The following is a 22,827-nucleotide window of genomic DNA, read 5'->3' as shown; positions in this document are numbered from 1 at the left end:
AAGCTGATCACTCGGCAAAACTGCAGCTCAGCGGATATGCGGACATTTTGAACCGGTACGCGGCTCTGCCCGCGCGCCGCGGCACGGTTGAGGTGAGCACCTGGGGACCGCATGGACACGGCCGCGACACGCCAGCGAAACACCCTCTCCTTAATTTCTGTCATCCGACAGGAACCAGTGACTGGGGCTCGCCATGACCGCCACCGCACCACACTCCGAAGCTGAGGAAGCGGCGGCCGCCGCCGACGCAGCCGCGCTCGCCGGATTCGGATACCGCCAGGAGCTGCACCGCACCCTGGGCCGGTACGCCTCTTTCGCTGCCGGCTTCTCCTTCATCTCCGTCGTGACCACCGTTTTCCAGTTCTTCGCGTTCGGCTACTCCTTCGGTGGCGCGGCCTTCTTCTGGACCTGGCCCGCCGTGCTACTCGGGCAGCTCCTGGTCGCGGCGTGCTTCGCCGAGCTCGCCGCCCGCTATCCGATCTCGGGGGCGATCTACCAGTGGTCGACGCGGCTCAGCACACCCGCCTTCGGCTGGTACGCCGGCTGGATCATGGTGATCGGCCAGATCGTCGTGGTGGCGGCCGCCGCGCTCGCCCTGCAGATGGTCCTGCCCGCGATCTGGTCGGGCTTCCAGATCCTCGGGGGCGATCCGGCGCCCTTCTCCGCCTCGGGCGCGGCCAATGCCGCCGTTCTCGCCGTCGCGCTCCTCGCGCTCACCACCGTCGTGAACGTCCTCGACAACAAGGTGCTCTCGGCGGTCAACCGGATCGGGGTCACCGCCGAGATCGTCGGCGCCGTCCTGATCATCGTGCTGCTGTTCACCCACGCGGAGCGGGGCACGGGAGTCACCCTGCACACCGGCGGCGAGGGCGGGGCGGTCACGGCCGTGCTGGTCGGCTCGTTCGCCGCAGCCTACGTCCTGATCGGTTTCGACAGCGCGGGAGAGATGAGCGAGGAGACCCACAATCCCCGTCACACCGCGCCGCGCACGATCCTCACCGCTCTCGTCTCCGCCGGGGTGCTGGCCACCCTGCTGGTGCTCGGGGGGTTGCTCGCCGCGCCCAGCCTGACCGACGGGCGGCTGGCCTCGGACGGGCTGTCGTACGTCCTCACCAGCAGCCTCGGCGACGGGGTGGGCAAGGCCCTGCTGGCCGACGTGGTGGTGGCCATCGCCGTGGCCACGCTCGCGATCCAGACCTCCGCCACCCGGATGCTCTTCTCGATGGCGCGGGACGGGGTGCTGCCGGCCTCGCGGACGCTGGCGAAGGTGTCTCCGTCCACCGGCATGCCGAAAGGACCGGCCCTGGTGGTCGGCGTGGGCGCGGCGGGCCTGTGCCTGCTCAATCTGGCCTCGCCGGAGGCGTTCCTGGCGATCGGCACGACCTGCATCGCCATGCTGTATCTTGCGTACGCGATGGTGACCGGCCCCATGCTGGTGCGGCGGCTGCGCGGCGGCTGGCCCGCGGCAGGAGACATGGCGGGAGGCGTGGACGAGACGGGCAAGCCGCTGTTCTCACTCGGGCGCTGGGGGCTGCCGATCAACGTCCTCGCCCTGGTCTACGGCCTGTTCATGACCGTCAACCTGGCCTGGCCGCGCGCCGCCGTCTACGACCCGTCAGGCGGTCACTGGTACTTCCAGTGGTTCACCGCGCTGTTCCTGGGCGGCTCGGTACTGCTCGGCGCGGCCTACCGGAAGTGGCGGGCCCGCACCACGGACTCGGCTTCCTCGTCGCCGGCACCGGCCGAGACCGCCGCGCGGCTCTCGCCCGCCTCCCCCGCCGGTAGAGCCTGCCCGTAGAGCCCGGGGGCTCATACCGACGCCAGCCCCACCGCCTTCTCGCGCACCCCGGCCAGTGCCCCCTCCGCCACGCCCGCGACGCGCAACGCCGCGTCCGCCGTCGCGGCCGCGAACGCGTCGGTGGGCCGGTCGGGGTCCGAGCGGTGGATCAGGATGACCCCTTCGATGAGCCCGAAGACCAGATCCGTGCGGAGCGCCAGCTCGTCCTTGTCGAGCGACCCACAGCTCTCCGTCGCGGCGAGCAGCCGGCCGTACGCCTCCTTGAGTTCCAGCCGCACGTGGTGGAAGCCTGCGAAGCCTTCGCTGCGCACTTCGGGCAGGAGGTAGAGGCCTCCGAGGTTGTGCGGTCCGCCGCACAACAGGCGCACATCGGAGCTGCACAGAAACCACAGACGGGCCTCGGGCGGCGCGGCCTCGTCGGCCGCGAGCAGCCGGTGTGCCAGCGCCAGCGAGGGGGTGACCGTGGACTCCAGGAGCTCGGCGAGGAGGTCCTCCTTGCCGGCAAAGTAGTGGTACATCGTGGCCTGCCGCATGCCGGCCCGCTCGGCGACGGCCCGTGTCGTCGTCGCCGCGTATCCACGGGTGGTGAACAACTCGGCTGCGGCGGCGAGTAGTTCGTCGCGCGGCGACAGGCCGCTGTCGAGCCGCCCCGCGGCGCGCGGCCGGCCCACCCGCTTTCCTGGAGTGCTCATGCGCAGATCGTCGCACATCCGCGCCCGCGCCCCGTCCGGCGACCACGGTGAGGGCCGGGTAACCGGGCCGCAACAGGCGGGCAACGCGACCGACGCACCCTCCCCCTAATTTCTGTCAAGCGACAGAAATGGAGGCGACCGATGGCGACAGCGACGACATACGAAGCCCGGGACCACGCCCGCGCCCAGGAGGGCACCCGCGCCGAGACCATGCCCGTGGTGCCCGCCACCGACTGGCCCTCCCCGCCGTGCGAGGCCGGCCATCTCGTGTGGGCGGAGACCGTGGCGGGCGGCAACTACACCCACCGGGTCCTCGCCCGCGGCACCGAACTCCGGCTCACGGACCTGCGCGGCGACGCCTGTGCCCATCTGCTGCTCTACGTCGCGGACCGGCCCTGGGAGCGGCTCAACGCGGCCGACACCGTCAAGGTGCAGTGGAACGCCTACCTGGGCGAGGGCAGCCTGCTCCTCTCCGACCAGGGCCGTGTGCTCGCCTCCGTCGTCGCGGACGACTCGGGCCGGCACGACGCGCTGTGCGGCACCTCCACCCTCGTCCGGAACACCGAGCGCTATGGCGACGGCACCCCGCAGTCCGCCTCTCCCGCGGGCCGTGAGCTGTTCAAGCTGGCCGCGCTCAAGAACGGGCTGGAGCCGCGGGACCTGCCGCCGTCGGTCTCCTTCTTCCAGGGCGTGCGGGCGGCCGACGACGGCTCCGTGGACTTCACCGGCTCCGCCGGCCCCGGCGCCCGGGTTACCCTGCGCGCCGAGCAGGACCTGACCGTGCTGATCGCCAACGTTCCCCACCCCGCCGATCCCCGGGCCGAGTACACCAGCACCCCGCTGGAGGTACTGGCCTGGCGGGCCGCGCCGACCGCGCCCGGCGACCCGCTGTGGGACGCCGCCCCCGAAAGCCACCGCGCCTTCCTCAACACCGCTGAATTCCTCACCGCCAGGGGGCTCGCATGACCACCGCACACCCTGCGCCCGCCTCGCGGCCCGAGCGGACGGACGAGTCCGCGCGCAAGGTCACCGTCGTCCCCGCACGGGCGGCCTGGTCGGCCGTCGTCCCCGCCGGTGACCTGCTCACCATCACCGATCTGCACGGCAACCAGGCGGTCGACTTCCTGGTCTACGACGCCCACGACACCACCGTGCGCTACAGCGCGCCCGACACCATCCACGCCCAGGGCAACATCTTCCTCACCACCGGCTCCGTGCTGCTGTCGAACGAGCACACCCCGCTGATGACGGTGGTCGAGGACACCTGTGGGCGACACGACACGGTCGGCGGCGCCTGCTCCAAGGAGTCCAACAGCCTCCGGTACGGCCACCACACCTGGTCCCAGCACGCGTGCGTGGACAACTTCCTGGCCGAGGGGGCCAGGCACGGCCTCGGCAAGCGTGACCTGGTGTCCAACATCAACTGGTATATGAACGTGCCGGTCGAGAAGGACGGCACGCTCGGCATCGTGGACGGCATCTCGGCGCCCGGGCTGCGGGTCACCCTGCGCGCCGAGGCCGATGTGCTCGTCCTCGTCTCCAACTGCCCGCAGATCAACAACCCCTGCAACGGCTTCGAGCCCACGGCGGTGGAGATGACGATCACCGGGGCCGCCGCATGAGCCTCGACCGCTTCGACACCCTGCTGGTGGCCAACCGGGGCGAGATCGCCGCGCGTATCATCCGCACGGCCCGCCGCCTGGGCCTGCGCACCGTCGCCGTCTTCTCCGACCCCGACCGGTCGAGCCCGCACGTCCATCTCGCCGACACGGCGGTGCGGCTGGGCCCCGCCCCCGCCAAGGATTCGTATCTGAACGCCGATCTGGTGCTCCGGGCCGCGAAGGACACGGGCGCGGGAGCGATCCACCCGGGGTACGGATTCCTCTCCGAGGACGCGGAGTTCGCCCGCCGCTGCGAGGCGGCGGGGATCGTCTTCGTCGGCCCCTCACCCGAGCAGCTGGAGCTGTTCGGCGCGAAGCACACCGCGCGTGCCGCCGCCGAGCGCGCCGGAGTCCCGCTCGCCCCGGGCACCGGGCTGCTCCCGGATCTCCCCGCCGCCCACGCCGCGGCGGAGCGGATCGGCTACCCGGTGATGCTGAAGGCGACCGGCGGCGGAGGCGGCATCGGCATGGGGGCCTGTCACGGCCCCGACGAACTCGCCGACGCCTGGGAGCGGGTGCAGCGCGTCGCCTCGGCGTCCTTCTCCTCCCACGGAGTTTTCCTGGAGCGGCTGGTGGAGCAGGCCCGCCACGTCGAGGTGCAGGTCTTCGGCGACGGTCTCGGCCGGGTCGTCGCCCTGGGGGACCGGGACTGCTCCCTGCAGCGCCGCAACCAGAAGGTGCTGGAGGAAGCCCCGGCTCCCGGCCTGCCGGATGCCGTCCGGGCCTCGCTCGCCGCGTCCGCCCGGGATCTGTGCGCCTCGGTCGGCTACCGCTCGGCCGGAACCGTCGAGTTCGTCTACGACGCGGCCCGCCAGGAGGCGTACTTCCTGGAGGTGAACACCCGCCTCCAGGTGGAGCATCCGGTCACCGAGGAGATCTACGGCATCGACCTCGTGGAGTGGATGCTGCGGCTCGCCCAGGGAGACACCACGGTGGTGCGCGATCCGGGAACTCCGCGCGGCCATGCCATCGAGGCCCGCGTATACGCCGAGGATCCGACCCGCGGGCACCGGCCCAGCGCCGGACTGCTGACGAACGTCGCGTTCCCCCCGGACGTCCGCGTGGACACCTGGGTGGAGACCGGAGCCGAGGTGACGACGTCGTACGATCCGATGCTGGCCAAGATCGTCGCGTATGGCGCCGACCGGACGGAGGCGCTTCGCCGCCTGGACGCCGCGCTGACCGCGACCCGGGTGGACGGGATCGAGACCAACCTCGGGCTGGTGCGCGCGGCCCTGGCCGACGCGGAGTTCCGGACCGCAGAACACTCCACCGCCACCCTGGCGCGGATAACCGACCCGACCCCGCGCATCGAGGTCACCGCCTCGGGCACCCTCACCACGGTCCAGGACTGGCCCGGCCGCACCGGCTACTGGCAGGTCGGCGTCCCGCCGAGCGGCCCGATGGACGACCTGTCGTTCCGCCTCGGCAACCGGGCCCTCGGCAACGACGAGGGCTCGCCCGGCCTGGAGTGCACGCTCCAAGGCCCCACGCTGCGCTTCAGCCACGCCACTACGCTGTGCGTGACCGGCGCCCCGGCCCCGGTGACCGTGGACGGCGAACCGGTGCCCCAGTGGGAGCCGGTGACCGTCCCGGCGGGGGCGGTCCTCACCGTCGGCGCCCCCGGCCGGCACGGCCTTCGGACGTACGTCCTCTTCGCGGGCGGCCTGGAGATCCCCGCGTTTCTGGGCAGTGCGGCGACGTTCACCCTGGGCCGGTTCGGCGGGCACGGCGGCCGGGCCCTGCGGACCGGCGACGTCCTGCACGGTGGCACCACGACCCGAGCGGGCGCCCCGGTGCCGACCGCCGACCGCCCGGCCTTCGGAGCCTCTTGGCGGATCGGAGCCGTCGAAGGCCCGCATGCCGCGCCCGAGTTCTTCACCGAGGACGACATCCGCGACTTCTACGACGCCGATTGGAAGGTCCACTTCAACTCGGCCCGGACCGGAGTCCGCCTGGTCGGGCCCAAACCCCGCTGGGCGCGTACGGACGGCGGCGAGGCGGGCCTGCACCCGTCCAACATCCACGACACCCCCTACTCGGTGGGCGCCGTCGACTACACCGGGGACATGCCGGTGCTGCTGGGGCCCGACGGGCCCTCGCTCGGCGGCTTCGTCTGCCCCGCGACCGTCGTGAAGGGGCAGCGCTGGAAGCTGGGCCAGGTCCGGCCCGGTGACACGGTCCGGTTCGTCCCGCTCACCGACCGCGCCGCGTCCGCCCTGCGCCGTACGCCGCAGGTCGACCCCGTTCCGGACCGGACGGTCATCGTGGACGGCGGCGTGCTCCACCGGGCGGAATACCGGGGGGAACACCAGGGGGAAGCCGTCACCTACCGCCGCAGCGGCGATGACAATGTGCTGGTCGAGTTCGGGCCGATGCAGCTGGACCTGGGTCTGCGGATGCGGGTGCACGCGATGATGGAGGCGGTGGCGGCCGAGCGTCTCCCCGGTGTCACCGACCTCACCCCCGGCATCCGCTCGCTCCAGGTCCAGACGGACCCCGACGTCCTGCCGCAGCCGGAGCTGCTGTCCGTGCTGCGCCGGATCGAGTCAAAGCTCCCGCCCACCGAGGAACTGGTAGTGCCCTCCCGCACCGTCCACCTGCCGCTGTCCTGGGACGACCCGGCGACCAGGGAGGCGATCGAACGCTACATGGCGGGGGTGCGGGACGACGCCCCCTGGTGCCCGTGGAACATCGAGTTCATCCGCCGGGTCAACGGTCTCGACTCGGTCGACGACGTGTTCCGCACGGTCTTCGACGCCGAGTACCTGGTGCTGGGTCTGGGCGATGTGTATCTGGGCGCCCCCGTGGCGACTCCTCTGGACCCGCGCCACCGCCTCGTCACCACGAAGTACAACCCGGCGCGGACCTGGACCGCGGAGAACTCCGTCGGCATCGGGGGCGCCTATCTGTGCGTTTATGGCATGGAGGGGCCGGGCGGCTACCAATTCGTCGGCCGGACCACGCAGGTGTGGTCCGGGTGGCAGCAGCGGGGTGCCTTCCAGCCGGGCTCGCCCTGGCTGCTGCGCTTCTTCGACCGCATCAAGTGGTACCCCGCCGAAGCGGACGAACTACTCGAACTGCGGGCCGACATGGCGGCGGGCCGCTTCGCGCCGAGGATCGAGGAGGGCACCTTCGCCCTCGCCGACCACCAGCGCTTCCTGACCGCCCACGCCGATTCCATCGCCGCGTTCCGATCCCGGCAGGCAGCGGCCTTCGCGGCGGAGCGCGACGCGTGGGAGGCGGCCGGTGAGTTCGCCCGCGCGGAGCGGGCGGCCGGGTCCGCCCAGCCGCCGGCCGATCTCGCGGTCCCGGCCGGCGGCCACCTGGTGGAGGCGGAATTCGCCGCCTCCGTCTGGCAGGTCGCGGTCGCGGCGGGGGACACGGTCACGGCCGGACAGCGGCTGCTCGCTCTGGAAGCGATGAAGATGGAGTCCTTCGTGCACGCGCCGCGGGGCGGCGTGGTGGCGAGGGTCCTCGCCAAACCCGGTGACCAGGTCGAACCGGGCTCTCCCCTGCTCATCCTGGGCCCGGCGGCCTAACGACCTGGGGTGCAGTAGGGAGCGGCGTCGCGACGCCCGGCACCCGCCCGCCCCCTCCGTGTCCCTCCGTGTCCCTCCGTGTCCCCAAGGAGCATCACATGCCGCCCTCTGCCCTCCGGCGCGTCCGCGCCGCCTACGCCCGCATCGCCCAGGTGGACCGCCCGGAGATCTGGATCGACCTCCGCCCCCGGGCGGAGGTCGAGGCCGAGGCCGGGGCCATCGACGCCCGCGTGGCCGCCGGGGAGCGCCTGCCGCTGGCCGGACGGCTGCTCGCCGTCAAAGGCAACATCGACGTGGCGGGGTTGCCGACGACCGCCGGCTGCCCCTCGTACGCGTACGAACCCACCGCCGACTCCCCCGTCGTCGCCCGCCTCCGGGCCGCCGGCGCGCTCGTCCTCGGCACCACGAATCTCGATCAGTTCGCGACCGGCCTGGTCGGTACGCGTTCCCCCTTCGGAGCCGTACGGAACGCCGTCGACCCCGCCCGGATCAGCGGTGGATCCAGTTCCGGCTCCGCCGTCGCCGTGGCGCTCGGCCTCGTGGACCTCGCCCTGGGCACCGACACCGCCGGATCCGGCCGCGTCCCGGCCGCCTTCAACGGCGTATACGGGCTGAAGCCGACCTACGGTCTGGTGCCCACCGAGGGCACCGTCCCCGCCTGCGCGAGCCTGGACTGCGTCACCGTCTTCGCCCGCACCCTCCCCGAGGCCGAGCAGGCGCTGTCGTACATGAGCACGGCGCCCTCGCGCCTCCCCGAGCGGGCCCCCGGCCCCTGGCGGGTCGCCGTCCCCTCCACCGACCAGCTGGGCGAGCTGGACCCCGGCTGGGCGGAGGCGTACGAGGCGGCCGCCGCCCGCCTGGAAGCCGCCGGAGCCCGCCTCCAGCCCCTCGACCTGGCGCCGTTCACCGAGGCGGCCGCGATGCTGTACGAGGGCGCGTTCGTCGCCGAGCGCTACACCGCCGTCGGCGAGTTCATCGAGAAGGACACCCCCGACCTCGACCCCACCGTGGCCGGCATCATCCGCGGCGCCCGCGCCATCCCCGCCCACCGCCTCTTCGCCGACCAGGAGAAGCTCGCCGCGCTGCGTGCCCAGGCACTGGCCGCCCTCGGTGACGCGGACGCCGTGCTCCTGCCCACCGCTCCCGGCCATCCCACCCTCGCCGAGGTCGCCGCCGATCCCCTCGGCAGCAACGCCCGCCTCGGCCGGTTCACCAACTCCACCAACCTCTTCGGCCTGGCCGCGGTCGCCGTCCCGGCCGGCACCGTCGGCGGACTCCCCTTCGGTGTGATGCTGATCGGCCCGGCCCACACCGACGAGCGGCTGGCCCGGATCGCGGCCCGGCTCACCCCGCCCACCCGCGTCGCGGTCATCGGAGCCCATCTGACCGGGCAGCCACTGAACCCCCAGCTCCTCGCGCTGGGCGCCCGCCACGACCACACGACCGTCACCGCACCCCACTACCGGCTGTACGCCCTCACCACCGAGCCCGCCAAGCCGGGCCTGGTACGGGTCGCGGACGGCGGCGCGGCCATCGAGGCCGAGGTATGGGAGCTGCCGCCGGAAGGACTCGGCACGCTGGTCGCGACACTCCCCCGCCCCATGGCGATCGGCAGCGTCGAGCTCGTCGACGGCACACATGTGCCCGGCTTCCTGTGTGAGCCGTCCGGACTCGAGAACGCGAAGGACATCACGCCGTTCGGCGGCTGGCGGTCCTACCTCGCCGCCGGAGACCAGCCCGTGCCGATGCACCCGCACCCCCACGGGAACCGGCCGTGACGCGGCGCGGCGTGCGGCGGATCGTGCCACTGCTGCTCGGCTGGGAGGAACTCCCCAAGTCGGTTTCGGTGCATGGCGCCCCGTACGAGGAACGGCTGCGCGAACCGGTACCCGCCGTTCTCCTGGAGTGCGACGGCGGCTGGCTGCTGCTCGACACCGGCTTCAACACGGCGCTGATCCGGGACCCGGCACTGCGGCGTCGCTTCTACGGCTCCCCCGCCTACCAGCCCATCCTGCCGGGCCCTGGCGAGCCGCTGGAGGAGGCCCTCGACGCGGCCGGAGTCGCGATGGACTCGATCCACGCGGTGGCGGTCAGCCATCTGCACGCTGACCATGCGGGCGGATTGAAGCACTTCGCGGGCCGTGTGCCGGTGCATGTGCAACGCGCGGAGCTGGCCTACGGTCTCTCGGGGCAGCCGGAGGTCGAGCGCAACTCGATCTTCCGGGTCGACTTCGACGACCCCCGCATCGACTGGCGACAGGCCGACGGCGACGTGGAGATCGCCCCCGGGGTGACAGCCGTGCTGACCGCCGGGCATACGCCGGGACACCAGAGCTTCGTGGTGGACCTCGCGGACGGCGGCGGCTTCGTGTTCGCCTTCGACGCCGCCGATCTCACCGAGAACATCGAGCGCGAGCTTCCCATCGGCGCCTCCATCGGGGTCGATCCGGCGCAGACCGTGGAGCCGATCCGCCAACTCAAGAGCATCGCGGCCGAGCGCGGCTACGAGCTCATTCCCGGCCATGACCCCGTGGTCTGGCCACGGCTGCGAACGTCCTCACAGGCCCGCTTCACACGCCTTTAACGTTCTGGAGACAAGGAGGACTCCACTCACCGAATAATTGGATCCAAGTCAGCGCACATTAGATCCATTCTTCGGATCGGTGCCCAAGGAGGCCCACATGCCGGACCAGCCACACGGATCGCCCTCGCCCGGCTCTGCCGCGTCGGCGGTGTCGCGCCGCACCATGCTCCGGGGCGCGGGGCTCCTCGGAGTGGGAGTCGGTTTCGGGCTCCCCGCATTGCTGAGCGCCTGTGGTGTGGCGGCTGACGACGCCGGGGGAAGTGGCAAAGGCGGCACTCTGACCCTCGCCATCGACGCCACCAGCGCCGTCGTCGACCCGGCCTTCTACACCTCGCTGGGCGACTGGATGGCCGTCGACTGTGTCTGCCGCGGTCTGACCTTCATCTCCTTCGAGACCAACGAACCCACCCCGGACCTGGCCAAGAGCTGGAAGATCTCCGATGACCAGCTCACCTACACCTTCACCCTGCGGGACGGCGTCACCTTCCACGACGGCACCACCTTGACCTCCGCCGACGTCCTGGCCAGCCTCAACCGGCAGTTCGACCCCGACGACAAAACCCTCCCCAAGGGCGCCACCCGGCCACTCGCGCGCCTCGGCTCGAACGTCGCCTCGCTGACCGCCGAGGACGACCTCACCGTCAAGATGGTCCTCAAGGAGCCGGACCGAACCGTCCTCGGCAAGCTGTCCGACATCGGCGGTCGCATCATCTCCAAGGCGGCGCTCAAGAAGTACGGTGCCGACATCGGCAAGCACCTCGTCGGCACCGGCCCCTTCAAGTTCTCCTCCGCCACCTCCGGCCAGTCCATCACCCTCGAGGCCTTCGACGGCTTCCGGCTCGGCAGACCTCCCGTCGACCGGCTGGTGCTGCGCCAGGTACAAGACCCGTCGACCATCGTCAGTTCACTGCTCAGCGGCGACATCTCAGCCACTCAGTTCACCCCGTACTCCGCGGTCGCCCGGCTGCGCAAGGACGACTCGGTCAAGGTCTACAAGACCCCGTACAGCGCCAACGCCATCATGATGATCGACGCCCGGCGCATCCCCGAACTCAAAGTACGCAAGGCCATCAACCTGGCCATCGACCGCAAGGCCATCCTCGCCCAGGCGTTCTTCGGCATCGGCAGCGAACCCAAGGGATACGCCATCCCGCCCGCCCAGAGCTCCTACGACACCAGCCTGGCCGACCTGAGCACCCAGAACACCACTGAGGCGAGGAAACTCATCGCCGAGGCCCGCGCCCAAGGCCGCCGCGTCCGCATCATGGCGGCCAGCGACTCCTGGCACCCGAAGGCCGCCCAGATCATCGCCCAGAACCTCACCGACGTCGGGTTCAAGGTGTCCACCACCTCGGTGGACCCGGCCACGTACTTCAGTCGTCTCCTCGACAAGAACGACGAGTACCACGACCTGATGATCTGGGAACGCAACACCTACATCCCGGACGCCGACGACATGGTCGGCGCCATGGCCAACCCCGCGGGCATCTACGGCTCCGCGCTCTCCGGCATGAGCAGCCTAGACGGCGTCGACACGCTCGCGAAAGACCTGGTCGAGGCCAAGAACCTCCCCGACGGGGGGCGGCGCACCGCCGCCTACACCAAGATCCAGCGTCGCTGGGCGGAGGAGTACATGGTGCTGTCGATGCTGGCCTGCTTCAGCAACCTGGTCGTCAGCGGCTCGCAGGTGAAGAACATGAACACCAGTGCGCTGGCCAACCACCGCTGCTACATGGAGAAGGCCCGTGTCTGACACCACGGCCGCGGCGGATGCCACGGCCACCGGCACACCACCCGTAGCGGCCGCCCGGCCGCCCGCGTCCCCCTCCCCATCCTCCTCCTCGCCCTCGCCCTCGACCGAACGGCGTTCTGCTCTCGCCTTGCTGCGCCATCGCCGGGTGGCGCGGTCCTGGCCGGCGGCGCTGTCCTGGCTCGTTCTGATCGCCGTGATCCTCGTGGCGGCCGTCGGCCCGCTCCTGGTCCAGGCCGACCCGCTGCGTCAGACCCCGTCGGCGCTGTTGCCCCCCGGCTCCGCGGGCCACCCGCTCGGCACGGACGACCTGGGCCGCGACGAGCTGGCCCGGCTCGTGCACGGGGCCGGCCCGCTGCTGCTGGTGTCGTTCGCGGCGACCGCGCTGGCCGCCGCCGTCGGCACCGGGATCGGACTCGTCGCAGGATACGCCGGCGGCGTCGTCGAGCAGATCCTGATGCGCCTCGTCGACCTCGCCCTCGCCTTCCCCTCCATCCTGCTCGTCATCCTGTTGGTGGCGGCGGCCGGGGCCGGCACCAGCAGCCTGATCTTCGGCATCGGCATCTCCCTCGCGCCCGGTCTCGCCCGGCTGGCCCGCGCGCTGACGGCGCGCGAGGCCGCCCGCGACTACATCGTGGCCTGCCGGCTCGGCGGCACCCGCACCCCGCGCATCCTTGTGCGGGAACTGCTGCCGAACATCGCCGGACCGATGCTCGCCCAGATCGTCATGACACTCTCGGTCGCGGCCGGCTTCGCCGCCGGCCTGTCCTATCTCGGCCTGGGGATCCAGCCGCCGCAACCCGACTGGGGGTACATGGTCCAGGCCGGACAGGAGTTCCTCTTCTCCGCGCCCCGGTTGGTCGTCCTGCCCGCGACGCTCACCCTGATGTTCGTCGTCGCGTGCAACTTCGTGGGCGACGACCTGCGCGACGCGCTCGACCCCCGGGGGACCGCGTGAGTGCCTCCGCCGGCGCCGCTCGCGTGTCCCGCCCGCTGCGCACACACCGGCCGAAGTGGGCCACCCGCACGGTCCTGCTGGTCCTACGGCGGCTGGCGGTCATCCCCATCGTGCTGTTCGCGCTGGCCAGCCTGGTGTTCCTGGCGATACGCCTGCTGCCCGGCTCACCGGCGACCTCGCTCGCGGCAGGCGGCAACAGCCTGTCCGCGGCCGAGGTGTCCGCCAACGAAGAGCGCGTCAGCAGGGCACTCGGACTGGACCAGCCGCTGCTCACCCAGTACGGCACCTTCCTCGACGATCTGGTGCATCTGCGCCTGGGCAGCTCGTTCTACGGGTCCAACAGCGTCCTGGGGCTGCTCGCCGACGCCCTCCCCGCCACCATCGAGCTGACGCTCGCGGCGATGACCGTCGCGGTCCTGCTCGGTGTCTCAAGCGGTGTCGTCGCCGCGCTGCGCAAGGGCCGTTGGACCGACACCGTGATCCGGGGTGTGGCCACGGTGAGCTTCTCGCTGCCCTGGTTCGCGCTCGGCGTGCTCGGCATCATCGTGTTCGGCGTGTGGCTGCGCTGGCTGCCGGTCCTGGGCCGGCTGCCCAGCTCGCTGAACTACCACCCGACGACCAATTTCGTGCTGCTCGACGCGATCCTTCAGAACCGCCCCGAGCTGGTGTGGCCCTGGATCGAGCACCTGATCTTGCCCTCGGTCACCTTGGCTCTGTCGATGGCCGGGTTCATCACCCGCATCGTCCGCGCCTCGGTGCTGGAGGTCCTCGGTGACGACTTCGTCAGGACCGCCCGTATGAAGGGCCTGAGCGAGAGCGTGGTGATCCGCCGCCATGTGCTGCGCAACGCCTGGCTGCCCATCGTGACCGTCCTCGGGCTCCAGTTCGGGTCCCTGCTGGGCGGCTCGGTCATCACCGAGACGGTCTTCTCGTACGCCGGCGTCGGCCACCTGCTGGTGCAGGGCGTCCTCCAGCGGGACTACCCCGTCGTCCAGGGAGCCGCCCTCGCTATAGCCCTTTTGTTCACCCTGGTCAACCACGCGGTGGACCTGCTCTACACGGTCCTCGACCCGCGCATACGGAAAGGATGACCCGCATGGACATCGTGCTGGTCCACGGTGCCGGCGGACGGCCGACGACCTGGGCGGCGGTGGAGCCCCTGCTGACCGCCCTCGGCCACCGGGTGTTCATCGTCACCAACCCGCTGACCTCGCTGGAGGACGACGTCGCCCACACCGCGGCCGCCGTGGCGGAGACGACGGGCCCGGTGCTACTGGCCGGGCACTCCTACGGCGGCGCGGTCATCAGCAATGTCGGCCGCCATCCGCGGGTCAAGGGCCTCGTGTACATCGCCGCGTTCGGCCCCGATGAGGGCGAGACCGTCAACGAGATCGTCGAGCGCTACGAACCGGCCGAGATCTCCAAGTACATGCGGCGCGGACCGAATGGCGAATGGAAGTCGGAGCCGAGTCCGGAGTTCTGGGACGAGATCGGGCCCGACCTCTCCGCCGACCAACGCGCCATCGTCGAGACCGAGGGGCGGAAGTCGGAAAACCTCATCTTCACCCAGCCGACCGGTATCCCCGCCTGGCGCCGTCTGCCCAGCTGGTACCTGGTCGCCGACGACGACCGCACGCTGCGCCCGCAGGCCCAGCAGGACATGGCGACACGTATGAAGGCGACCGTCGAACACGTGCCGGGCAGCCACTACACGACGCTCGTGTGGCCGCGTCGCGTCGCCGACATGATTCACGCGGCGGCGCTGGCCGTGAGCGCCGCCTCATGACATCCACGCCCGCCCCCGTGCTGGAGATCCGCGATCTGCGCGTGCGGTTCGACGTTCCGGCGGGCCGCCTGCCGGCCGTGGACGGGGTGGATCTGACGCTGCGGAAAGGCGAAGTCCTGGCGCTGGTAGGCGAGTCGGGGTCCGGCAAGTCCGCCCTGTCGATGAGCCTGGTCGGGCTGAACCGCGGCCCGCGCACCCACATCAGCGGCGAAGTGTCCTTCGGCGGCCGCGACCTCGTCGCCGCGTCCGAACGGGAACTGCGCGACGTCCGGGGCAAGGACATCGCGGTCGTCTTCCAGGACGCGCTGGCCGCGCTCAACCCGCTGCACCGGGCGGGCGCCCAGGTCTCCGAGATGATCCGCGCCCACCGCGACGTGGAGCGCGAGCAGGCGATGAGCCGTGCCGTGGAACTGCTCTCGGAGGTCGGCATCGCCGGCCCGCACCGCGCGGCGCGTGCCTACCCGCACCAGCTGTCCGGCGGGATGCGCCAGCGCGTGATGATCGCCATGGGCCTGGCCAACGACCCGGCCCTGCTGATCGCGGACGAGCCCACCACGGCGCTGGACGTCACGATCCAGGCCCAAGTCCTCGCGGTCCTCAAGCGGATCCAGCGCGACCACGGCACCTCCGTGCTGCTGATCACCCATGATCTGGGGGTCGTGGCCGAGGTCGCCGACCGGGTGGCCGTCATGTACGCGGGGCGGATCGTGGAGCAGGGCCTGCGGGAGGAGGTGCTGTTCCGCCCCCAGCACCCGTACACGATGGGGCTGCTCGGCTCGGTGCCGCCGATCGACGGTCCGGTCCTACGGCGGCTGCCCACCATCTCCGGCACCCCGCTGACCGGGGTGGGCCGCCCGCCCGGCTGCGCCTTCGCACCCCGGTGTCCCTTCGCCCACGCCGCGTGCGCCGAGCGCCCCGCGCTCCGGCAGCGGTACGGCCACGACGGGCACCTCGACGCCTGTGTGCTGCCCGGCCCCGCACGTGCCACGGCCCGCTCCCAGGGAGGCAACGCATGACCGCCGCGCTCATCGAGGTCCGCGGGCTGCGGGTGGAGTACCCGGGACGGGCCGGCGGCCGGGTCCAGGCGCTGCGAGACATCGACCTCGACATCCTCCAGGGCGAGACCCTCGGTCTGGTCGGGGAGTCGGGGTGCGGCAAGTCCACGCTCGGCCGGGCCCTGCTGCGGGTGATCGAGCCGGCCTCGGGCCGGATCGAGTTCCTCGGCTCCGACCTCACCCGGCTGCGCGGACAGCGGCTGCGCCGGATGCGGGCCGAGCTGCAGATGGTCTTCCAAGATCCGTTCGGCTCGCTCAATCCACGGCGCAGGATCGCCGACATCGTCGCCGAACCGCTGCTGCGGGCGCGCGGCGCCACCCGTGCCGAGGCCGCGGAGGCGGTGGCCGGCCTTCTCGACCTGGTCGGGCTCGGCGCGGAGGCGGGCGGGCGCAGACCGCATGAGTTCTCCGGCGGTCAGCGCCAGCGCATCGGCATCGCGCGGGCGCTCGCCTCGTCGCCGCGGTTCGTGGTGGCCGACGAGGCCGTCTCGGCGCTGGACGTGTCGATCCAGGCCCAGGTGCTGAACCTGCTGTCGGACCTCGTCCGCGACCGGGGGCTGACGATGCTGTTCATCTCGCACGACTTGGGAGTCGTACGGCACATCGCCGACCGGATCGCCGTCATGTATCTGGGGCAGATCATCGAGATCGCCACCCGGGACGACTTCTTCTCCGGTCCCGCGCACCCCTACAGCAGCGCGCTGCTGTCCTCTGTGCCCGTGCTGCGGGCCGGGGAACCCCGCGAACAGCAGGTCCTGGAAGGCGAGCTGCCCGACCCCGCGAATCCCCCCGAGGGCTGTCTGTTCCGCACCCGGTGTCCCATCGCCATGGACCGGTGCCGCACCACCAGGCCCGATCTGCACGAGATCTCACCGGGGCGCGCGGTGCGCTGCCATCTGCCCCTGGTGTCCAGCAAGTAAGGACGAACGTATTGATCATCGACGCGTACAACACCACTCAGGACGTCCGCGGCCGGTCGGACTATCTGACCGGAGCACGCAAGGGTGAGGCTCCGCCGCCGTACACGCCCTTCGAGCCCCGGCGCATCCTCGACAGGATGGACGCCGCCGGGGTGGACATGGCGATGGTGTGCTCGCTCGCGCAGCGCATCGAGAACGATTTCATCAGCTCCCTGGTGGCCGCGCACCCGGACCGTTTCTTCGGTTTCGGGCAGGTGCTGCCGCAAGCCGACGACGCGATCGACGAGATCGACCGGATGGCCGACGCGGGCCTGGTGGGTCTGAAGCTGCACCCCAGTCTGCACGGCTACCACGTCGCCGACCACGGACTGCTGGACCCGGTGTTCGAGGCGTGCGCCCGGCGCGGTCTGCTGGTCCTGATCAACGCTCTCGACGACGCGTTCTGCGCGCCGCTGGCCATCGAGGAGATCGCCCGCGACCATCCGCGGGTGCCGACGATCATCGCGCACATGGGAGCGGTGTGGAACGTGCCGGAGGCGATCATCGTGGCCGAACGCCAGCCGCATGTGTACCTGGAGACATCGGCGACGCTGCTGAGCGACGTGAAGCGCGCCTACACGCGATTGGGGCCCGAAAAAATCCTGATGGGCAGCGAGTGGCCCGGCTCGGACTTCGACCTGGAACGCATGAAGATCGCAAAGGCGGTCGAGGACGAGAAGGACCGGGCGCTGGTCGAGGGCGGCAACATGGCCCGGCTGCTGGGCCTGACGTCATGAGCGCGGCGGACGTCAGCCCCGTGCCCGTCCCGCCGTCGATGAGCACGGGCGACGCCGAACTCCTCACCGCGGCCCAGGCCTTGCTGGCCCGGGCCTGGCAGCCGGACCGCCACGAGGTGGCGACGGCGCTGCGTACCGCGGACGGCCGCGTCCACACCGGCATCCATGTGGAGGGTTCCTGCCGGCGCAGTTCGATCTGCGCCGAGGGAGTGGCCATGGGAACCGCCCGGGGCGCCCTGCCCCCCGAGGCGCCGCTCGCCATCGTGTCGGTGGTCTCGGTGCAGATCAAACCGGCGGGCCGGTTCCGGATCATCGCCCCGTGCGGGGTGTGCCGCGAACTGATCAGCGACTACTGCCCGGACGCCACCGTGTGGGTCACCACGGTCGACGAGGACGAGCCCGTCCCTCTGCGCGCCTTGGACCTGCTGCCCGAGAAGAGCCGACGCCGGTGGTGAGCGCCACCGGCCCCGAGAGGGGAGGAGACATGTCCGTCTTCATCACCGGGCCGTCCGGACGGACCGTACCCACCGGCCTGGACGTCCCGGAACTCGCCGCGCGGTTGGGCGGGACCGGTTCGCCGGTGCTGTGGGAGGAGCTGACCTGGCCGGACGCGAAGTCCACCGCTGCGGGCCAGAACGCCGCCATCATCCCCGTCGGCGCCACCGAGCAGCACGGTCCCCATCTCCCGCTCGCGGTGGACACCCGGATCTGCGAGGCCGTCGCCCTGGGGGTCTCCGCCCTGACCGGTGTGCCCGTCCTGCCGCCCCTGAGCTTCGGGGTGTCCGCGTCCCACGGCGACTTCGCCGGGACGGTGGCGCTGCGGCCGGAGACCATGATCGCGGTCGTCGAGGATGTCATCGACTCGTTGTACGCCTCCGGGATACGGCAGTTCATCCTGCTCAACGGGCACATCTGGAACAACGGCGCGCTCGATGTGTCGGCCGAGAAGCTGAGGGTCCGCCATCGTGATGCCCGGGTGCGGGCATTGGGATACGTGACGATGTACCCGGGACCCGAGGTCGACGGACATGTCACCTACGGCCGGGCGCTGATGCACGCCAACTACTTCGAGACCTCCGTCATGCTGCATCTGGCGCCGGAGCTGGTCCGGATGGAACTGGCCACCTCCCATGTCGACCTCGACTCCTTCTGGGACTACCGCATGGACCAGGTCAGCGAGACGGGGGTGTGGGGCAGGGACGTCACCGACGCGGACCCGCCCCATGGCGCGGCGGAGTTCGACCGCTGCGTCCTGACCACCGCCCGGGCGGTCTCCGCCGCGGTCCGCGAGCCCTGGCCCGATCCAACCCACCGCCCCGGACGACACGCGTGACGCCGGGATCGGGAACCCAGGACAACGGACCGCGGGGCGGCGGCCCGACCCAGAAGGAGAACACCTTGGACCCCAGCATCGTGCTCCCCCGGCTGCCGGACTGCGAGCCCATGCTCATCGGCGGGGAGTGGACCACGGGCACCGCGCGGGAGCGGATCCCGGTGCTCGACCCCGCCACCCAGGAGCAGCTCTCCACCATCGCCCAGGCCGGTCCCGAGGAGGTGTCCGCCGCGGTGGCGGCCGCCGCCGACGCGCACCGTGACCGGCGATGGCGCGGACTGCCGCCCCGCCTCCGCCGCGACGTGCTGTTTCGCCTCGCCGAGCTGGTGGCACGCGACGCCGAGGAGCTGGCGGTGCTGGACACGCTGGACAACGGCAAGGCCATCGAGCGGGCGCGCGGCGATGTGGACCTCGGCCTGCAGGCCATCCGCCACTTCGCGGGCGCCCCGACCCGGCTGTCGGGCACCGTGCACGCATCCGGCGCCGACCGGCATGTCTACAGCGTGCGCGAGCCGGTCGGCGTGGTCGCCGCCGTACTGCCGTGGAACTTCCCCTTCATGATCGCGGCGTGGAAGATCGCCCCCGCTCTGGCCGCCGGCTGCACGGTCGTGGTCAAGCCGGCCGAGCAGACCCCGCTCACCGCGCTGCGGCTGGCCGCGCTCTGCCTGGAGGCGGGCGTGCCCGAGGGCGTGGTCAACGTGGTGACCGGTGACGGGCGTACGGGTGCGGAACTGGTCGGCCATCCCGACGTCGCCAAGGTGTCCTTCACCGGGTCCACCGAGGTGGGGCGGCTGATCATGGCCGCGGCGGCGCCGTCGGTCAAGCGGCTCACCCTCGAACTGGGCGGCAAGTCGCCCAACATCGTCTTCGCGGACGCCGATCTGGACGCCGCGGCCCCGGCCGCCGTGCGTGCGGTGTTCGGGCACTCCGGACAGATGTGCACCGCCGGAAGCAGGCTGCTGGTGGAGAGGCCGGTCGTCAAGGAGCTGCTCGATCGGCTGCTGCCGGCGGTGGAGGCACTGCGGATCGGCCCCGGGCTGGCGGGCGGGATCAACATCGGTCCCCTGGTGTCCCAGGAGCAGTACGACCGCGTCAGCGGCTACCTCGACCTGGGCCGGGCCGAGGGCGCCGAGGTGGCCGCGGGTGGCGAACCGCTGCCCGGACCGGGCTGGTTCGTGCGGCCGACGGTGTTCACCGGCGTCAGCCCCGGCATGCGGATCGCCAGGGAGGAGATCTTCGGCCCGGTCGCCACGGTCATCCCGTTCGACACGGAGGATGAGGCGATCGCCCTGGCCAACGACAGCGACTACGGACTTGCCGCCGGTGTGTGGACCGGCAGTCTGGCACGCGCCCACCGCACGGTCGCGGCGCTGGAGGCCGGCACCGTGTGGGTCAACACCTACAACGAGTTCGACCCCGCCGTGGCCTTCGGCGGGATGAAGCAGTCCGGCCTCGGCAGGGACCTCGGCGACGCCGCCGTCGACGGGTTCACCGAGCTCAAGAGCGTCACGATCGCCCTGTGAGCGCCCCCACCACGACCGGGACCACCGCCTCGCACCCGGCACCGCCACCCGCCATCTTCTCCGCCCGCGCGCTGGAGGTCGCGGCTGAGCGCGCCCGCACGCCGGGCTCCGCCACCGGCCACCACTTCAACGCCGCCGGTGCGGCCCTGCCCGCCTCCGTCACCGTGGAGACGGTCATCGGCCACTTGCGCGCCGAAAGCCTGTCCGGCGGCTACGAAGCCGCCAAGGACGCCGCCCCCGCGCTGGAAGCCGTCTACGCACGTGCCGCTGAGCTCCTCGGCGCCCGGCCGGAGGAAGTCGCCCTCGTCGAGAGCGCGACGGCCGGCTGGCATCGCGCCGTGTCGGCGCTGCGGCTGCGACCCGGCGACCGTGTGCTGGCCGCTCGCTCCAGTTACGTCAGCAGCGCCCTGCACCTGCTGTCGGCCGAACGCGACCACGGTGTCCGGGTCGAGCTGCTGCCCAACGGCCCCGACGGGGCGGTGGCACTGGAGGCACTGGAGACGGCGCTGCGCACCGGTCCCGCCGCCCTGGTCACCGCGGCGCATGTGCCGACCTCCTCGGGTCTGGTCGAACCCGCCGCCGATATCGGCGCGTTGGCCCAGGCGCACGGGGTTCCCTTCCTGTTGGACGCGACACAGTCGCTCGGCCAGCTCCCGGTCGACATCGGCGCCATCGGCTGCGACCTGCTCATCGGGACCGGCCGCAAGTTCCTGCGCGCGCCGCGCGGCACCGGGCTGCTCGCGGTCCGCCGCCCCCTCCTGGACCGGCTGGCCCCCGAGGCGCCCGATGTCCGGGGTGCCCATTGGACCGCCGAGCGGAGCTGGGAACTGGTGCCGGACGCCAAGCGGTTCGAGCTGTGGGAGGCCGCACACGCCCTTCGCCTCGGTCTGGGTGCCGCTCTGGGGGACCTGACCGCCCTGGGCGTGGACACCGTCTCCCAGCATCTGGCGACGCTCGCCACCACACTGCGGGAACGCCTCGCCGAACTGCCGGGCGTGCGCGTCACCGACCCGCCGGCCGCGGGCGGCGCGATCGTCACCTTCGTGGTCGACGGACTGGACGCCGGCGCGGTACAGCGAGAACTCGCCCGCCGCCGGATCCATCTGATCGCGGTGCCGGCGGGGCACGGCCGCTGGGACATGGATCCCCGGGGCCTGACCAAGGTGGTGCGGGCCTCGGTGCACGTCTACAACGACAGGGCCGACCTGGACGCCCTGGTCGAGGCGGTGCGGGAGATCGTCAGCGCGCACGGCACGCCCACACCGCCGCGGGAGCCCGCACGTCGGTCCAGCGCCGCTGTCCCCGCACCCGCACCCGCACCCGTCACGGCACGCCGTGGCACCCGGTGCCGTGACGCGATCGTGGTCGGCCTCGGCGTGCACGGCAGTGCCGCCCTGCGCCGGCTGGCCGCGCGCGGACTCGATGTCCTGGGCCTGGAACAGTACGCCCTGGGCCATGACCTCGGGTCCTCGCACGGTGCGACCCGGATGATCCGGCGCGCCTATCCCCATCCCGACTGGGACGGTCTGGTGGACACCGCCTACCGGGCCTGGGAGGAGCTGGAGGACGCCGCGAAGACCCGTCTGGTCGACATCACCGGCGGTCTGTACGCGGCGCCGATGGACCGGCCCGATCCGCTACGCGGCCCCGGCTGCCGGCAGGTCGGTCCCAAGGAGGCGGCGCGGATCTTCCCGGGGCTCCGGCTGCCCGCCGGGTTCGGCGCCGTACACGACCCGCAGGCCGGGATCATCGACGCGGAGGAGACCTTGCGGGTCCAGCTGACGCTGGCCGAACGGTCGGGCGCGGCCGTGGTGGACCGTACCCCGGTCATCGGCTGGGAACCGGACGGCGACCAGGTCGTGGTGCGCACCGCCGACGGCGTACTGCGCACCCGGCACCTGGTGCTGTGCACTGGTCCCTGGACGGCGGCCCAGGTCCCCTCGCTGGCGGGGCTGCTGACGGTCACCCGCATCGTCAACGCCTACTTCGCCGCCGACCCGGCGGGGCCGCTGGGCCCGTCCGGTCTGGGCAGCTTCTCCGTGGATCTGCCGCAGGGGCTGCTGTACGGGTTCCCCGCCACCGGTGGCCGCGGCCTCAAGGTGGGTCTGGACAGCGGCCCGGCCTGGGATCCGAACGCGCCCCGCCCCGCGGCGACCGCGGCGGAACTCGCCCTGCTCGCCGAGACGGTGGCCCAGGTGCTGCCCGGCGTCGGCCCGGTGACCGAGAGCCTGACCTGCCTCTACACCATGACGGCCGACCGGCGTTTCGTGGTCGGCGAGGTACCGGGAGTGCCGCGGGCGCTGGTGGCCTCGGCGTGCTCGGGACACGGTTTCAAGTTCGGGCCGGCGATCGGCGAGGCACTGGCCGATCTCGTGTGCGGGACCGCCCGCCCGGACCTGGACTTCCTGTCCCCGGCTCGGCTGTTCTCCGGTGGCGCGCGGTGAGGGGC

General features: G+C 71.9%; 18 protein-coding genes. 17 read left to right on the top strand and 1 reads right to left on the bottom strand.

Annotated features, from left to right (window positions below):
* The first annotated feature begins 193 nt into the window (after positions 1-193).
* A complete protein-coding gene (locus ACH4U7_RS48520; protein WP_398534150.1) occupies positions 194-1,798 on the top strand; it encodes an amino acid permease in 1,605 nt (534 codons plus the stop codon).
* A gap of 11 nt (positions 1,799-1,809) precedes the next feature.
* Here ACH4U7_RS48520 and ACH4U7_RS48515 read toward each other — a convergent pair whose 3' ends face one another.
* The gene (locus ACH4U7_RS48515) at positions 1,810-2,490 is read right to left on the bottom strand and encodes a helix-turn-helix domain-containing protein (RefSeq protein ID WP_358644612.1); all 681 of its coding nucleotides are present in this window, start codon (positions 2,488-2,490) and stop codon (positions 1,810-1,812) included.
* 141 nt (positions 2,491-2,631) lie between these two features.
* On the opposite strand from ACH4U7_RS48515, the gene ACH4U7_RS48510 reads away from it, so the two are divergent.
* The 16 genes from ACH4U7_RS48510 to solA all read left to right on the top strand — a co-directional run bounded on the left by ACH4U7_RS48510 (position 2,632) and on the right by solA (position 22,822).
* Positions 2,632-3,456, top strand: coding sequence for an urea amidolyase associated protein UAAP1 (locus ACH4U7_RS48510; protein WP_398534149.1), 825 nt, complete (start codon positions 2,632-2,634; stop codon positions 3,454-3,456).
* A complete protein-coding gene (locus ACH4U7_RS48505; protein WP_398534148.1) occupies positions 3,453-4,112 on the top strand; it encodes an urea amidolyase associated protein UAAP2 in 660 nt (219 codons plus the stop codon). The genes ACH4U7_RS48510 and ACH4U7_RS48505 overlap by 4 nt, the downstream gene beginning before the upstream one ends.
* Positions 4,109-7,693 carry an urea carboxylase gene (gene uca, locus ACH4U7_RS48500; protein ID WP_398534147.1) on the top strand — a complete coding sequence of 1,195 codons (3,585 nt, stop codon included), beginning with the start codon at positions 4,109-4,111 and terminating at the stop codon, positions 7,691-7,693. The genes ACH4U7_RS48505 and uca overlap by 4 nt, the downstream gene beginning before the upstream one ends.
* Positions 7,694-7,791: 98 nt before the next feature.
* On the top strand, positions 7,792-9,471 hold the full coding sequence (gene atzF / locus ACH4U7_RS48495; RefSeq protein ID WP_398534146.1) for an allophanate hydrolase: 1,680 nt from the start codon (positions 7,792-7,794) through the stop codon (positions 9,469-9,471).
* Entirely contained in the window at positions 9,468-10,277 is an 810-nt protein-coding gene (locus ACH4U7_RS48490; RefSeq protein ID WP_014174036.1) for an N-acyl homoserine lactonase family protein, read from the top strand. The genes atzF and ACH4U7_RS48490 overlap by 4 nt, the downstream gene beginning before the upstream one ends.
* A 97-nt stretch (positions 10,278-10,374) precedes the next feature.
* The gene (locus tag ACH4U7_RS48485; RefSeq protein ID WP_398534145.1) at positions 10,375-12,030 is read left to right on the top strand and encodes an ABC transporter substrate-binding protein; all 1,656 of its coding nucleotides are present in this window, start codon (positions 10,375-10,377) and stop codon (positions 12,028-12,030) included.
* Entirely contained in the window at positions 12,023-12,985 is a 963-nt protein-coding gene (locus tag ACH4U7_RS48480; RefSeq protein WP_398534144.1) for an ABC transporter permease, read from the top strand. Before ACH4U7_RS48485 ends, ACH4U7_RS48480 begins: the two co-directional genes overlap by 8 nt.
* On the top strand, positions 12,982-14,076 hold the full coding sequence (locus ACH4U7_RS48475) for an ABC transporter permease (RefSeq protein ID WP_398534143.1): 1,095 nt from the start codon (positions 12,982-12,984) through the stop codon (positions 14,074-14,076). Before ACH4U7_RS48480 ends, ACH4U7_RS48475 begins: the two co-directional genes overlap by 4 nt.
* Positions 14,077-14,081: 5 nt before the next feature.
* Positions 14,082-14,771, top strand: a complete 690-nt coding sequence (locus ACH4U7_RS48470; RefSeq protein WP_398534142.1) for an alpha/beta hydrolase — start codon at positions 14,082-14,084, stop codon at positions 14,769-14,771.
* A complete protein-coding gene (locus tag ACH4U7_RS48465) occupies positions 14,768-15,787 on the top strand; it encodes an ABC transporter ATP-binding protein (protein WP_398534141.1) in 1,020 nt (339 codons plus the stop codon). The genes ACH4U7_RS48470 and ACH4U7_RS48465 overlap by 4 nt, the downstream gene beginning before the upstream one ends.
* Positions 15,784-16,746: an ABC transporter ATP-binding protein gene (locus tag ACH4U7_RS48460; protein ID WP_398534140.1), complete on the top strand. Its 963-nt coding sequence runs from the start codon at positions 15,784-15,786 to the stop codon at positions 16,744-16,746. Before ACH4U7_RS48465 ends, ACH4U7_RS48460 begins: the two co-directional genes overlap by 4 nt.
* 11 nt (positions 16,747-16,757) lie before the next feature.
* Positions 16,758-17,522 carry an amidohydrolase family protein gene (locus tag ACH4U7_RS48455; protein ID WP_398534139.1) on the top strand — a complete coding sequence of 255 codons (765 nt, stop codon included), beginning with the start codon at positions 16,758-16,760 and terminating at the stop codon, positions 17,520-17,522.
* Positions 17,519-17,977 carry a cytidine deaminase gene (locus ACH4U7_RS48450; RefSeq protein WP_398534138.1) on the top strand — a complete coding sequence of 153 codons (459 nt, stop codon included), beginning with the start codon at positions 17,519-17,521 and terminating at the stop codon, positions 17,975-17,977. Before ACH4U7_RS48455 ends, ACH4U7_RS48450 begins: the two co-directional genes overlap by 4 nt.
* A 29-nt stretch (positions 17,978-18,006) precedes the next feature.
* Positions 18,007-18,855, top strand: coding sequence for a creatininase family protein (locus ACH4U7_RS48445; protein WP_398534137.1), 849 nt, complete (start codon positions 18,007-18,009; stop codon positions 18,853-18,855).
* A gap of 65 nt (positions 18,856-18,920) precedes the next feature.
* On the top strand, positions 18,921-20,378 hold the full coding sequence (locus ACH4U7_RS48440) for an aldehyde dehydrogenase family protein (protein ID WP_398534136.1): 1,458 nt from the start codon (positions 18,921-18,923) through the stop codon (positions 20,376-20,378).
* A complete protein-coding gene (gene solA, locus ACH4U7_RS48435) occupies positions 20,375-22,822 on the top strand; it encodes an N-methyl-L-tryptophan oxidase (RefSeq protein WP_398534135.1) in 2,448 nt (815 codons plus the stop codon). Before ACH4U7_RS48440 ends, solA begins: the two co-directional genes overlap by 4 nt.
* The last annotated feature ends 5 nt before the right edge of the window (positions 22,823-22,827 follow it).

The sequence above is a fragment of the Streptomyces sp. NPDC020845 genome, from assembly GCF_044334165.1.
In the GTDB taxonomy this organism is placed as follows: Bacteria; Actinomycetota; Actinomycetes; order Streptomycetales; family Streptomycetaceae; genus Streptomyces.
The sequence above is the reverse complement of the archived record's forward strand: the minus strand, read 5'-3'. Positions and strand labels throughout refer to the sequence as shown.